This is a genomic window from Scytonema sp. PRP1, from assembly GCF_036697665.2.
GTDB lineage: Bacteria > Cyanobacteriota > Cyanobacteriia > Cyanobacteriales > Nostocaceae > Kalymmatonema > Kalymmatonema gypsitolerans.
In genome coordinates, this window is record NZ_JBAHYJ020000084.1 from 360011 (window position 1) to 372303 (window position 12293).

Annotated in this window: 17 protein-coding genes; 13 read left to right on the top strand and 4 right to left on the bottom strand. The window is 42.8% G+C overall.

Annotated elements, in window-relative coordinates; translation table 11 throughout:
* Positions 1–113: 113 nt before the first annotated feature.
* From V5G28_RS20935 to V5G28_RS20945, 3 genes are all read left to right on the top strand, one after another.
* The gene (locus V5G28_RS20935) at positions 114–464 is read left to right on the top strand and encodes a winged helix-turn-helix transcriptional regulator (protein ID WP_332988145.1); all 351 of its coding nucleotides are present in this window, start codon (positions 114–116) and stop codon (positions 462–464) included.
* An 86-nt stretch (positions 465–550) separates the two neighbouring features.
* The gene (locus tag V5G28_RS20940; RefSeq protein ID WP_332988085.1) at positions 551–1153 is read left to right on the top strand and encodes a Uma2 family endonuclease; all 603 of its coding nucleotides are present in this window, start codon (positions 551–553) and stop codon (positions 1151–1153) included.
* Positions 1154–1636: 483 nt separating this feature from the next.
* Positions 1637–2083: a DUF3574 domain-containing protein gene (locus V5G28_RS20945; RefSeq protein WP_332988086.1), complete on the top strand. Its 447-nt coding sequence runs from the start codon at positions 1637–1639 to the stop codon at positions 2081–2083.
* Positions 2084–2100: 17 nt separating this feature from the next.
* Here the strand turns inward: V5G28_RS20945 and V5G28_RS20950 are convergent, their stop codons facing one another.
* Positions 2101–3228 (bottom strand): aldo/keto reductase, encoded by a 1128-nt coding sequence (locus tag V5G28_RS20950; RefSeq protein ID WP_332988087.1) that lies wholly within the window; start codon positions 3226–3228, stop codon positions 2101–2103.
* Between the two features lie 74 nt (positions 3229–3302).
* Positions 3303–3800, bottom strand: a complete 498-nt coding sequence (locus tag V5G28_RS20955; RefSeq protein ID WP_096567512.1) for a bifunctional nuclease family protein — start codon at positions 3798–3800, stop codon at positions 3303–3305.
* A gap of 338 nt (positions 3801–4138) precedes the next feature.
* Here V5G28_RS20955 and V5G28_RS20960 point away from each other — a divergent pair, with 338 nt between their 5' ends.
* Positions 4139–4819, top strand: a complete 681-nt coding sequence (locus V5G28_RS20960; RefSeq protein ID WP_332988088.1) for a riboflavin synthase — start codon at positions 4139–4141, stop codon at positions 4817–4819.
* A 59-nt stretch (positions 4820–4878) separates the two neighbouring features.
* Here V5G28_RS20960 and V5G28_RS20965 read toward each other — a convergent pair whose 3' ends face one another.
* Both V5G28_RS20965 and V5G28_RS20970 read right to left on the bottom strand, forming a co-directional pair.
* Positions 4879–6597, bottom strand: a complete 1719-nt coding sequence (locus V5G28_RS20965; protein ID WP_332988089.1) for a M23 family metallopeptidase — start codon at positions 6595–6597, stop codon at positions 4879–4881.
* A 146-nt stretch (positions 6598–6743) separates the two neighbouring features.
* Positions 6744–7556 carry a biotin--[acetyl-CoA-carboxylase] ligase gene (locus V5G28_RS20970; protein ID WP_332988090.1) on the bottom strand — a complete coding sequence of 271 codons (813 nt, stop codon included), beginning with the start codon at positions 7554–7556 and terminating at the stop codon, positions 6744–6746.
* Positions 7557–7634: 78 nt separating this feature from the next.
* Here V5G28_RS20970 and pgeF point away from each other — a divergent pair, with 78 nt between their 5' ends.
* The 9 genes from pgeF to V5G28_RS21015 all read left to right on the top strand — a co-directional run bounded on the left by pgeF (position 7635) and on the right by V5G28_RS21015 (position 12217).
* Entirely contained in the window at positions 7635–8438 is an 804-nt protein-coding gene (gene pgeF / locus V5G28_RS20975; protein ID WP_332988091.1) for a peptidoglycan editing factor PgeF, read from the top strand.
* A gap of 152 nt (positions 8439–8590) precedes the next feature.
* The gene (locus V5G28_RS20980) at positions 8591–8779 is read left to right on the top strand and encodes a hypothetical protein (RefSeq protein WP_332988092.1); all 189 of its coding nucleotides are present in this window, start codon (positions 8591–8593) and stop codon (positions 8777–8779) included.
* A gap of 24 nt (positions 8780–8803) precedes the next feature.
* Positions 8804–9175 carry a hypothetical protein gene (locus V5G28_RS20985; RefSeq protein WP_332988093.1) on the top strand — a complete coding sequence of 124 codons (372 nt, stop codon included), beginning with the start codon at positions 8804–8806 and terminating at the stop codon, positions 9173–9175.
* 76 nt (positions 9176–9251) lie between these two features.
* A complete protein-coding gene (locus tag V5G28_RS20990; RefSeq protein ID WP_332988094.1) occupies positions 9252–9485 on the top strand; it encodes a hypothetical protein in 234 nt (77 codons plus the stop codon).
* The gene (locus tag V5G28_RS20995; protein WP_332988095.1) at positions 9475–9894 is read left to right on the top strand and encodes a putative toxin-antitoxin system toxin component, PIN family; all 420 of its coding nucleotides are present in this window, start codon (positions 9475–9477) and stop codon (positions 9892–9894) included. Before V5G28_RS20990 ends, V5G28_RS20995 begins: the two co-directional genes overlap by 11 nt.
* A 123-nt stretch (positions 9895–10017) precedes the next feature.
* Positions 10018–10380: a hypothetical protein gene (locus V5G28_RS21000; protein ID WP_332988096.1), complete on the top strand. Its 363-nt coding sequence runs from the start codon at positions 10018–10020 to the stop codon at positions 10378–10380.
* Complete coding sequence (locus V5G28_RS21005) at positions 10377–10778, top strand: HNH endonuclease (protein WP_332988097.1); 402 nt, start codon at positions 10377–10379, stop codon at positions 10776–10778. Before V5G28_RS21000 ends, V5G28_RS21005 begins: the two co-directional genes overlap by 4 nt.
* A 409-nt stretch (positions 10779–11187) precedes the next feature.
* Positions 11188–11445, top strand: coding sequence for a hypothetical protein (locus V5G28_RS21010; protein ID WP_332988098.1), 258 nt, complete (start codon positions 11188–11190; stop codon positions 11443–11445).
* 298 nt (positions 11446–11743) lie between these two features.
* Positions 11744–12217: a hypothetical protein gene (locus V5G28_RS21015; protein WP_332988099.1), complete on the top strand. Its 474-nt coding sequence runs from the start codon at positions 11744–11746 to the stop codon at positions 12215–12217.
* The last annotated feature ends 76 nt before the right edge of the window (positions 12218–12293 follow it).

Below are 12293 nucleotides of genomic sequence, written 5' to 3' on the forward strand. Positions count from 1 at the left end.
GCGAAATGGTAGATTTAGATGGAAATGCTGCTTGTGTCTCCGTCTGACGACTTAATATTAGGTATCACAGACTGTTGATAGTTACCAAATGGATACTAATAGGACGAGTGAGGATGCGTGAAGCGAAATACCATTGTCCAGTGGAAGTCACCCTAGAGGTTATTAGTGGTAAATGGAAATGTGTCATCTTATGGTGGCTTAGACAAGAGTCGAAACGTTTTAGTGAATTGAAGCAATTAATTCCGGGAATATCACAGAAGATATTGACGCAACAACTGCGTGAACTAGAAATCCACGGTTTGATACGCCGCGAAGTTTATCAAGAGAAACCTCCTCGGGTTGAATACTCATTAACCCCATTAGGCGAATCAGTTCGACCAATTACAGATTTGATGTGTGAATGGGGTAAAAAGCGTATGCCAGGATATCAATTTGGTTATATGAAGAATGTTGATACGTTTTAGGTTTAGGGTGGCGTGTACAGGGACAAAGAGGTCATGTTATTCCAGCCTAAAATTGAAGTGTCTATTAAGCTTTCTATGACATTGCTATGAACAGCAAAAAAGCCCAGGTGCAGTCTTTGTATACTGTCACCGATGAAGAACTTATGCTGACGAGTTCGCACAACCCAGAACTTCGGTTTGAACGTAATGCTGATGGAACGTTAGAAACTATGCCACCAACAGGGGGAATTTCTGGTAATCGAGAAATAAAAGCAGGCGCTTATTTGTTCAATTGGGTAGAAAGTCACGACTTAGGTGAAGTTTTCAGTTCAAGCACGGGTTTTAGATTACCAAATACTGCCGTGCGATTGCCGAAGGCACTGCGCTCCGCGCAATCGCCTGATGCTGCTTTTGTGGCTAAAGGACGTTTACCTGAAGGTTGGGATGAGCAAGAAGACAAGTTTATCAACTTAGCACCCGACTTTGTTATTGAAATTCGTTCTAAAAACGATAGCTTGGAAAAACTCAAGGCAAAAATGGAAGAATATATAGCTAACGGTGTCAAGTTGGGATGGTTAATTGACCGTCAAAATCAGCAAGCTTTAGTTTATCGTGCGGATGGTTCCATCACCCAGTATCCAGCTACAGCAATTTTAAGCGGTGAAGATGTTGTAGTAGGGTTTACGTTGCCTTTGGCGAGATTATTGTAGAAATCAGCATGAAATCAGCAAAAGTTTTATTAAGAAGAATTCAGTTGTCAGAACGCAGAACACAGAACTGAACATCCCCATAAATAAATTTAGGGGATTTAATAAGAACGCCACAACAAGTAAAAAGAACCAAGTCAAAAGTAAAAAGAAAGAAAAAATTAATATTTATTTTTATTTTTAAATTTTAACTTTTAACTTGTTTGAGGGGCTTGCATCCTTTTCCTCCAAGCTGACTACTGAGTTCGGAATTTTGAGTTCTGGGTTTTTTATTCGGTCACTTTCTTAAATTAATTGTATTTAATCTATGACTTAATAGTATCGGTTGCTACTTGCCAAAATTCATGCAATTGTGATTTACCTGTGGACACTTTTGTTTCCACTGTTGATGGTAAATATTGTAAACCATCGCATTGCTTCAGTTTTTCGGAATGCTAAAATCAAAAGGTGAAGTCATAGCTTGGCAATATCAACCATACGACTTCAATGAAAATTTTACAAATAAGTTTAAATAGCGTTATTCTGGCAGGTTTACTTTTTCTTGAACCTGCTCATACAAATAATTTTGCAAGCGCCCAGTTACCTCAAACATCTGCTTCAAAATCAACTGAAAAGATTCTTATTAAAGATGAGTTGTACTTTGGCTTATCTAAACCAGGAGGTTTAACGGTATCTGATGTTGAGTGGCAGATTTTTTTAAACAGTGTGATTACGCCCCGCTTTCAGCAAGGATTAACTGTCATGGATGCTTACGGACAGTACCTCAATCAGGATGGCAAACTGATAAAGGAAAAGACTAAGTTAGTTATTCTCATTTACGAAAATAACTTAAGTAAAAATCATATGATTGAACAGGTGATTGCAAGTTATAAGCAAAGATTTCAACAAGAATCTGTTCTACGTGTCACTAGTACTGTCAAATTATCTTTTTGAAGTTGATTTCGTTGGCTTTAACTCCATAACCTTCGTCCTGATGATCCATTAAGCCTATTATGAGCATCTTGTAACAAAGCGGGAATATCTAAATTTTCTGGACACCGGGGAAGACATTCACCGCATTCTGTACAACGGTTAGCTTTCATTCCAGGGAACCAATGACCGGCATTTTCAAACATTCTGTAGCGGTACTGTCCAAAGTCGGTCATATCATATGCTACGGCAAGATTGCGTAGCCGCAATACTTCTGGAATATTAATATTTTCTGGGCAAGGTAAGCACGCGTAGCACTGGCTACATTTATCTGTTTCCACAGCCTTTTGGTGATTTTCTAGACGTTGAAAGACAGTTCTTTCCTCTGGCGTTAACTCTGGTTCAGAGTCTGCAACTCGCAAAGGTTCTGTTAATTCATCTGGGTGTGCTGGTCCGGTGCTAAGAGTAGTTATTCGAGGGTCACTTAATAAAAATCGATAATTTAGCTCCAAGGGTGAAAAAGGATGACATAAATCCTTTAAGGTTTGGGGTGGTGTATACAGGCGTCCTCCCTTGTCAGCAGGAGAAATAATGAACACTCCCATATCTTTCTCAAAAGCTCGCTGAATTGCCTCTGCATTGCGTTGGAAGAAATAGTAATAATGCAGATTGACAAATTCAAATAAATCTGTATTTATTGCCGCTAAAATGATCTCTAGAGGTGCGTGGGTAGAAAAACCAACGTGTCTTACCCTACCATCGGCAATAGCTTCGTGCACCGCTTGCATACAGCCACCCTTGGCTTTTACCCAGTTAAAATGTTCCCATGTGTTTAAGCCGTGAATCCCCAGGCAATCTACATAATCCAACTTCAGTCGTTCTAGAGATTCATCGATGTACCGACGCATCGTGTCAGCATCTGGTGTGGGTGGGATTTTGGTGGTGATGTGAACTTGGGAACGCTTAACTGGTAATCCAACGGCAATAGCCTCACCAAAATACTCCTCACTTTTACCGTATCCTCTAGCAGTTTCTACATGATTAATCCCTAGCACTATAGCTTTGTGGATAGTCTGCCATGCATTTTCGGGTGAAGCTAAGTAGCGCATTGTCCCTAAGGAAAACACAGACAAGCGTAGATTCGTTTTCCCAAAGCGTCGGTATTGCATCTTTAACTTAGAGTTGGGAGTAGGAGTTAGGAGTTTTTCAGCAAGTCACTCATAACTCATCGTTTATATCTCATCTATGTTTCGCTACTGCCAAAGCGCTTAATCAAATCCTCTGGTCGGAGATTTGATATAAATTCTCGGAAGGCTTGCTGTTCAGCTTCATCGGCATCCCGATCTACGGGGATAGAAGCATCGGCAATCACTTCTTCCATAACCCAGATTGGAGTATTTGTACGGAGGGCAATAGCGATCGCATCACTAGGACGCGCATCAATTTCTTTCTTGACATCGCCTTGCTTAATAATCAAAGCAGCATAAAATGTATCTTTTTGTAACGAATGAATGATGATCCGTTCTACAGTCATGTTCCATGCCTCTAGAATATTCACCATCAGGTCATGGGTTAAGGGTCTAGGAGGCTTTTGGTTCTCCAGTGCGCCCATGATTGCCCTCGCTTGCTCCTGACCGATATAAATTGGTAATGCACGACGGTCTGAAGCATCCTTTAAAAGGACAATCGGGCTGCGGGTTATGGCATCTAATGCTATGCCAGCGACTTTCATTTCAAGCATTGGCTAAGCCTCTAAAATCCTTTGATCGCTAGGGTAGTATGTAACAAATCGTACTTGTGAACAACCCATCTTAGGGCTAAAATAAACATAACTCTTCATTCTCTATAATTGCTTCTATTAAACTCCTAAATGGATGTGAACACCAGAGTAAGTCAAACAAGTCTAATTCGACAATAATCTATTTTCCCAAGTCGCCTAGTAACAGATGGAAATGTTTTGAGATTTTGACATAATTTATTGTCTGAATTTATACTCAATTTCGCTAAAATTTTGAGATAATTACGAGGTGCTTTTAGGCAAAAATAGGTAATAAATAGAGTTAGTTTTGCAAAAAAGCCGTGTTTACAGGAATAATCCAAGCATTAGGAACCGTAAGACCCCTAGGGGGGGATTCTTGGCAAATTACTTGTGTGAGTGAGTCATCTAATGCCATTATGCAAGATTTGGCGACGGGCGACAGCATTGCTGTCGATGGCATCTGCCTAACGGTAGAAAAAATTTTAAAAGATGGATTTATCGCTACGGCTTCACCAGAAACCCTGCGCCGTACAACGTTAGGACAAGAGGAAACACAACAAAGCTACGTTAACTTGGAAGCATCGCTGCGGGTAGGGGGTAAAGTAGGCGGTCATTTCGTGATGGGGCATGTGGATGGTGTAGGTGAACTGGTGTCAGCACAAGCTACAGCAACCTCTTGGGAAATGACGTTTACAGCGCCAAAAGCGATCGCCCGTTATATTGTTCCCAAAGGCAGTATTGCCATCAATGGCATCAGCCTTACAGTCGCGGACTATCAGCCAGAACTCTCGCAGTTTATGGTAGCAGTGATTCCCCTCACTTATGACGAAACCAATCTCCAGTACTTAAGTCCGGGCGGTTGGGTGAATTTAGAGGGGGATATTCTCGGCAAATACGTGGAAAAATTCGTTTCTTTTGGCAATCAAGAACTTACACAAGCCACAGACACAATCCCAAATGAGATATCACCCGCGTTTTTGGTTGAACACGGGTATGGTTGATAATTCGTAATTGCCAATTCGTAATTCGTAATTGAGTAGGTCATTACGAATTACGAATTCTAGCTGCCCGATTGCTGAGGAGCCTGAGCTGTCTGTAACGATTGAATTAATTGGCTGAGTCCGTACTCTAATTGAGTACCTGGGTCAGTAGCAACCCACCCTTCTGCTGTCAGTTGGCGCACCTCAAAGTGCAAGTGGGGACCTGTGGAGTTACCAGTACTACCAACTCGCCCGATGACGGTTCCCTTTTCGACCACCTGACCGGGTTGAACAAAAATTTCTGACATATGACCGTAAAGAGTTTGTTGGGCATTGTTGTGGTTAAGTATTACCGTCATGCCATAGCCGCCCAACCAGTCAGCACTCTCTACTTTACCAGAGTAGGCAGCTAAAACAGGCGTTCCCATTGCGGCACCGATATCTGTACCTGAGTGGAAACGGCGATCGCCTGTAATCGGATGAACTCGCCAACCAAACAAAGAAGTAATTGGAGAAGGGGCAGAAAGGGGATACATCAATCCCGTACCACCATAAGCGAGTCTACCACCATAGACACCACCGTAGTTGATTTGCGGCAGTACTGCTGCCAGTGGGATGTCGTAAGTGAGATTACTGGGACGAGGAGCAACATTGTCAGCGGTCATCGGCGCTGATAAACCACCTGCTGCTGGAGCAATCGGTACAGAACTCACTGTTGTGGTTTGGTTGAAGTTGGGGATAAATCGATTCGGGCGGAATGTACTTTTAGTTACACCACCAGAAGCCTCTTCAGAAGTGTGACGCCTGAGACTACTCGTCAAAACACCAGAACCAATACCACGAGTGGGACGCATCAAAGAGTTTCTTTCACTCTTCACACGTCTAACTGGTGGAACAGTTGCTAATGTGGTAGGTTTGCTTCTTCTAATCCAACTAGGCGCTTTCTTGTCGGCTGATTCAGTATCGGAATCTGCTACACGCTGATTTTGATATGGAAGCTTAGCACAAACGCTGTTGGGAACATTTTCCCCCACTAATCTTCTACAAGTACTAGACCGTTGTGTGATCACCACAGAACTGGGTGCTTCATATTTATTGGTCGCGCCTACTTGATAATCAGTGGGGTCAATGTAGGAATTATTGTAATCTTTGCTGGTGGAATCAGCAGAAGGAGCAGTGGGGTAGTTCTTTTGGGAAATTTCTTGTTGGGGTTTTTCTTCTCTTACAGTTGCATTTGGCTGCGAATCCTCTACTTGAGGTTTTTTCCCTAACCTTGCTCTCAACTTTCTCACACTTTCGCTAGGCACAGAAACTTCTACCTGAGGTTTTGATTTTCTAATTACTACCTCTGGTTGTGAATCTTCTGCTTGACGTTTTGATTTTCTGATCACTACCGCAGGGCTGGAACTTTCTGCTTGGTATCTGGAATTTCTGATAACTACCGCAGGACTCGACGCTTTTGACTTGGATAATCTCTGTCTGAGTCTAGCGCGGCGTTGAGAAAATTCTGGTTGTCCTCCAGTACCTTCTGAACCGGAAGTGCTATTGTTCTGTTCTACAGAATATTTTTTAACTGTATTTGCAGATGAGGCTGGTTGCGAGCTTTCAGCAGTGGGAACGATGTTGTCTATTGCTGATTCGGTTTGAGCAAACACCAAGCCACCATTTGTGAGCATACTGATAGTGCCAAGCCAAGACAGGCTTTGTGCTGGGAGCGTAGACGCAAAGCGTCTTGTTGATAGGCATCGGTGCCACAATTGATGCAAACGGTTCTCGGTCGAGTGATTGCGCTGCGTCATTGTTTCTCTGGTGTTGTGTGTAGATTTAGCTTAAAGAAATTAACTCAGTAATTTGTCAGTTAATTTTAGATTTTGGATGGGAGATTTGCTTGTAGTAAGTGCTGAAGCGCTGACTACGAAACCATTATCCAATGTAAAGTTCTTCCTTAATCAGATGAATGAAAGTAACCCAAACTGATTGTACCGGGCTGAAGGTAAATTTCTGGTGTTTTTACTGATTTAAGTTCTGTTGTTTCCATGCAAACCCGAAGCTCCCCAGTATTTGTCACACCAACTACAGTGCCTACAGTCTCATTGACGTAGACTCTATCACCCATGTTTGTTAGCAACTCTAGATAGCGTGATATTAATATATTGGCTCCTTCTTCAAACAGGCACTGTATACCAGATTCTATTCCAATTAACACTTCAACGATCAGCATTTCTAAAGATGGGATAAGTTTAGTGTGCTGATTTGCTTGCCACATTGCCAGATTTATTCCAGTTTCCGGTACTGGGTTTGCCCAATTCATCCCCACACCAATCACTGCTTGGGTGATTTGGAAGTGCTGCACTTTGGTTTCTGTTAAAATACCGCATAGTTTGCGGTCCAGCAAGACCAAATCATTCGGCCATTTGATTTCAACAGGAACGCCGCAGCTTCGCAATTGTTTGGCAATTCCCCAAGCCGTCGCTAGCGTAAGTTGGTAGCTGTTCGTCGCGCTTAGCTGGGGAGCTATTGCCACCGAAAGATATAATCCCCCATTTTCGGACATCCACTGACGACCCCATTGTCCTCGTCCGGCTGTCTGCTCAGTAGCAATGACGGCACATCCTGATTCAGCGCCTTGAGCCAGTAAGTCCCAGAGGATTTGGTTCGTTGAAGAAACAGTTTCAAAAAGATGTAGCGAAAATGGTAAATAAGTATTTTTGCGCCCTGCTTCCAGGGCAGTTTCCAACTTTTGCCGATCCAATCCCACAACAGTTTACCTAAATTTACTCGTTCAAGTTAGGATGAATTGACTGCTATTTATTTTTGTTTTTAGGTTTGGTTGAAGATGCACTCTTGGCACTGGCGCACTTGGGAAGGACTACCCTATCTGACCTGCAGTCTACTGGAATCCTGGCACCACGGCTTTTTTACTCAGCAGTTTTCGCCTAGTTCTCCTTTGGAACTCACAAAGGTGCTGTATCCTGAGGCATCAGTTTATCGCTTAAAACAGGTACATGGCAATACTGTCCTCACTCCAACAGAAATTGTAGGTAAGTTAACAGAAGGTGGAGACGAGATCGAGGGCGTTGGTGATTCTGCCGTTGCATTGGGAGATGGTTTAGTCACTGACCAGTCGTTGCAAGCAGTATGGGTAGCGAGCGCTGACTGCACGCCCGTGCTTATTGTTGATGAGAAAACGGGACGGGTGGCAGCAATCCATGCGGGTTGGCGTGGGACTTCGCTCAAGATAGTACCGCAAGCCATCAACCGAATGCAAGCACAAGGTAGCAAACTTCAAGATTTGCGAATAGCGATGGGACCTGCGATCGCAGGTGAGGTTTATCAAGTCTCCGAGCAAGTCGCTGCAGAAGTTGGGAAAAGTATTATACCACAAAATGACGAAAAAGCAATTGTAGCTGCATTGTACGAGTTAGCAAATTCACCCTTACTTCCAGATCCAGAACCAGGACGGGTGCGGCTGGATGTGCGCCGGGTGAATGCTTTACAGATGGAACAAATGGGAATTAGTTTAGAGCAGGTGGCGATCGCTCCTTATTGTACTTATCAAACTCCAGAGTATTTCTTTTCTTACCGTCGGGAAAAACAGAAAAAAGTGCAGTGGTCAGGTATTGTTAGCAATAACCTCTGAGTGGCTGGAACTAACGAATTGTTATCAGCCAGACGTCTATCTTTGATGTAACAGGGTATTTGTGGGGCGATTATACGTCCAAGGCGCTGGTTTCAGTTCTGGAGGTGCTTGTATAGTTAGATCAATGGTATCTAAGTTCAATATTGCTGAGCATGAATACTTTGCAAGAAATAGAACGTGCTGTCAGCCAGCTTTCACCCGAAGAACTAGCTGCATTTCGGGCTTGGTTTGCCGAGTTTGATGCAGCAGTGTGGGATCAACAATTTGAAGCCGATGTTGCTGCAGGTCGGCTTAATACATTAGCTGAAAAGGCGTTACAAGATTTGAAGACTATAATTTGAGGCAAGCGAATCCCAATTAGAAGAATGACTACAGTAGCTATTTTGCCAATCTCTAATCCAAACGGTGAAAAGTCTTATCGCGCTATTGCAGGTGACAAGCAATCGGTTGGCAAAACTGCGGGGCAAGCCCTAGATGCATTGACGGCTCAGTTAGGTGAAACTCAGTTCAGTGCGCTGCTCGTTATTCAAAGCTTTCGTCCCGATTGGTTCTTCAGTAGAGATCAACAAAAACGGTTATCGGAGTTGATGAGTCTATGGCGGACAGCACGAGATCAAGGACAAGCATTGCCGCCAGAGCAACAAGCAGAGCTAGATACTCTCGTTGATACTGAACTAAGAGCTGCAACAGCCCGAACAGCCGCATTGATGCAGCAATTGAGTCATAGTTCTTTATAGTTCTGTGATTGCCGATTTGATTTATTTGATATCCAACTACTCACAGTGGCTCAATTCAGAAATTCATTTCTCGCTTATGGAAACCATGCAAGAGATTACGATTGAAGTTAGCCCAGAGGTTGCAGAAGCTTACCAGTCTGCATCTCCTCAAGAGCGCAAGAAGATTCAAGCCATAGTCAGTATCTTGCTCCAAAAACAAGTAGATAAAGATGTGGCTTTTCTTCGAGAACTGATGGATGAAATCAGCGACAGAGCAAAAGCCAGAGGCTTAACGCCGGAAATTCTGGAGTCTATTCTCAATGAGCCTTGAACGGTTATTTGTTCTTGATACCAATATTATTGTCAGTGCAGTTCTCATCAAGGAAAGTAGAGCGCGGCAAGCTTTGGATAAAGCTCAGGCAACTGGTATAGTTTTGATCTCAACGCCTGTCTTATCGGAATTGGAAGAAGTTTTAGCTAGACCTAAATTTGACAAGTATGTAACCGTAATGGAGCGGAAGTTGTTCTTAGCAGGTTTCGTGAAAACAGTAAAATTTGTGGAAGTTGGAGAAAAGATTGAGGCTTGCCGAGATCCAAAAGATGACAAGTATCTGGAGTTGGCTGTAAGTGGCAATGCAATCTGTATTGTCAGTGGAGACGCTGATTTGTTGATATTAAATCCATTTCGAGATATTCCGATTATGGTGGTTCAGGAGTTTTTGGAATTAGAATTGCTTTAAGCGCCAGCAAACAGCAGGCTAACACGGGAGTTGACCGTGATCGTTAGTTTTCCATGTAGCTCAGTTCACAGAGCAATATTGCTTAGGGCTATAATTTGAGGCAAGCGAATCCCAATTGGAAGAATGACTACAGTAGCTATTTTGCCAATCTCTAATCCAAACGGTGAAAAGTCTTATCGCGCTATTGCAGGTGACAAGCAATCGGTTGGCAAAACTGCGGGGCAAGCGCTAGATGCGTTGACGGCTCAGTTAGGTGAAACTGAGTTCAGTGCGCTGCTCGTTATTCAAAGCTTTCGTCCCGATTTGTTCTTCAGTGCCGAGCAACAAAAACGGTTATCGGAGTTGATGAGTCTATGGCGGACAGCACGAGATCAAGGACAAGCATTGCCGCCAGAGCAACAAGCAGAGCTAGATAATCTCGTTGATACTGAACTAAGAGCTGCAACAGCCCGGACAGCCGCATTGATGCAGCAATTGAGCCAATGAACCCTTATTACGCTGCGGTTGCAGAACGAGCTAATCATCGTTGTGAGTACTGTCATGCACCTGAACTCGTATTCAACTTTCCCTTTGAGGTCGAACACATTATTCCGCTCTCTAGACAAGGTGCAGATGATGAGTCCAATTTAGCTCTTGCATGTCGCTCATGTAATCTCCGTAAAGGAACTCGCATCAGTGGTATCGAACCTAATTCAAATACTGAAGCTCGTTTCTTTCATCCAAGACAAGACCGATGGGATGAGCATTTCCAAGCCAGTGTGGAGTCTGGTACAGTTACGGGTATCACTTCAATTGGAAAAGTGACTGTAGAGTATTTGGAGATAAACAGCCCTTCTCAATTAGCAGCACGACAATTATGGATTCGTTTAGGTTTGTTTCCGTAAATGCGTCAGCAGCCCAACAGTGCGCTGCACCGGAGTGCTGGTTTAAGCGTTGGCATCGCTCCTTATTGTACTTATCAAACTTCAGCTTACATAGTCAGGTGGTCAATTTATATGAAAAACTATTAAGCACATATCAGGACTATCAGAATGATGCTGTTAAGCATAATGAAGCGTTTTCCTTAGATGAAGTGGAGTTCATGATTTACCTCACAGGAAACTTTATGCGTCTTATACTCCAGCTTGCGAGACAAGTGAATAATGTTACAGAGTAAGTGCAATGCAACCAATGGAGATAAATTACTGATAGCAAACAGCTAACAAGTCATTGGAACTGACCGTATTGAGGTTATCTGCGGCGGCTCAACTCAATCGTTAGCTTTCCATGCGCGATCAAGGAGAATTTTCCAGCATGACACCTGAAGATAAGAATTCTCAAAAACAGGTTCTAATTGGCATAATACGTCGTTTCGTGATTGGGGCTGTACTTGGTTTAATTCCAGTTTTGCTTCATCTGTTCTCTTCCGGTGCATTAGACGATTGGACGTGGAATAATGCAACTATCAATTTTTTTGTATCAGTATCCTTGATTTGTGGAGTCCTGTCAGCTATTTTTGGAAAACGCTTTTTCAACGTAATAAGAGGTATGTTGGAGACTGGAGCATTCTAAGTAATAAGTATTTTTTACAAAAAAACGCATCACTCTATGTATTTTTGCGGTAGAACAACCCCAGTTTAAGGGAATTCCTTCAGTCCCTGGCATAGTTGCAAAGGTTGCTCGCAGCCGCTGACTCGGAATGTTAGGCGGCTTCGGCTCCAGGTTGAGGCGCTACCTGAGGCTTGCTTGTTGAAAATGACCTTCGTTTGATTCTTGCGCTATGAATTTTGTTTCCTACCAACAAGCCAACAAGTTGATCGAGGCATTGTGAATGGAGTGAGCGCAAGAAGTCGTTAGAGGTAATAAGAAGATGAGGAAAATACTCTACATATTAATTGGTCCAAAAGGAGCAGGAAAAACATATATTGGAAGTCAAGTAAATAAAAATACAAACATAAAGTTTTTAAGAGTAGAGCCGATATGGCTGAAATTATCGCCTGATGAAGATGGTTGGCAAAGAGTGGAACAGGAAATCAATAAGGAGTTTCAGCAGCATAGTAAGGTGATGATTGAAAGTTTAGGGGCAGGAGAAGGGTTCAATCGGCTGCATTCATCATTACGAAATAAATACGAAGTAAAACTGATAAAGGTGTCTACTGATTTAGAAGAGTGTTTGAGAAGAGTGAGAAATAGAGACAATTCAGATCACATACCAGTATCAGATGAGAAAGTAGAAGAATACAATAAGATAGCAGCAAGCATTAACCATAAATGGGATGCGATTATTGATAATAATGGTTTCGCTACTGATGAAGAGATTCTTAGGATCATTGAATCTATATAAGTGCATTGTCGTGAACGAGGTAACACTGCAATGCAGCGGATGAACGAAACCTTCTGGTGCCATTCTTTTCACAAGA

What these genes read in the sequence shown, in the direction of transcription:
- V5G28_RS20935 (WP_332988145.1), top strand. Translation starts at nt 114, where the DNA reads ATGCGTGAAGCGAAATACCATTGTCCAGTGGAAGTCACCCTAGAGGTT.
- V5G28_RS20940 (WP_332988085.1), top strand. Translation starts at nt 551, where the DNA reads ATGAACAGCAAAAAAGCCCAGGTGCAGTCTTTGTATACTGTCACCGAT.
- V5G28_RS20945 (WP_332988086.1), top strand. Translation starts at nt 1,637, where the DNA reads ATGAAAATTTTACAAATAAGTTTAAATAGCGTTATTCTGGCAGGTTTA.
- V5G28_RS20950 (WP_332988087.1), bottom strand. Translation starts at nt 3,228, where the DNA reads ATGCAATACCGACGCTTTGGGAAAACGAATCTACGCTTGTCTGTGTTT.
- V5G28_RS20955 (WP_096567512.1), bottom strand. Translation starts at nt 3,800, where the DNA reads ATGCTTGAAATGAAAGTCGCTGGCATAGCATTAGATGCCATAACCCGC.
- V5G28_RS20965 (WP_332988089.1), bottom strand. Translation starts at nt 6,597, where the DNA reads ATGACGCAGCGCAATCACTCGACCGAGAACCGTTTGCATCAATTGTGG.
- pgeF (WP_332988091.1), top strand. Translation starts at nt 7,635, where the DNA reads ATGCACTCTTGGCACTGGCGCACTTGGGAAGGACTACCCTATCTGACC.
- V5G28_RS20980 (WP_332988092.1), top strand. Translation starts at nt 8,591, where the DNA reads ATGAATACTTTGCAAGAAATAGAACGTGCTGTCAGCCAGCTTTCACCC.
- V5G28_RS20985 (WP_332988093.1), top strand. Translation starts at nt 8,804, where the DNA reads ATGACTACAGTAGCTATTTTGCCAATCTCTAATCCAAACGGTGAAAAG.
- V5G28_RS20990 (WP_332988094.1), top strand. Translation starts at nt 9,252, where the DNA reads ATGGAAACCATGCAAGAGATTACGATTGAAGTTAGCCCAGAGGTTGCA.
- V5G28_RS20995 (WP_332988095.1), top strand. Translation starts at nt 9,475, where the DNA reads ATGAGCCTTGAACGGTTATTTGTTCTTGATACCAATATTATTGTCAGT.
- V5G28_RS21000 (WP_332988096.1), top strand. Translation starts at nt 10,018, where the DNA reads ATGACTACAGTAGCTATTTTGCCAATCTCTAATCCAAACGGTGAAAAG.
- V5G28_RS21005 (WP_332988097.1), top strand. Translation starts at nt 10,377, where the DNA reads ATGAACCCTTATTACGCTGCGGTTGCAGAACGAGCTAATCATCGTTGT.
- V5G28_RS21010 (WP_332988098.1), top strand. Translation starts at nt 11,188, where the DNA reads ATGACACCTGAAGATAAGAATTCTCAAAAACAGGTTCTAATTGGCATA.
- V5G28_RS21015 (WP_332988099.1), top strand. Translation starts at nt 11,744, where the DNA reads ATGAGGAAAATACTCTACATATTAATTGGTCCAAAAGGAGCAGGAAAA.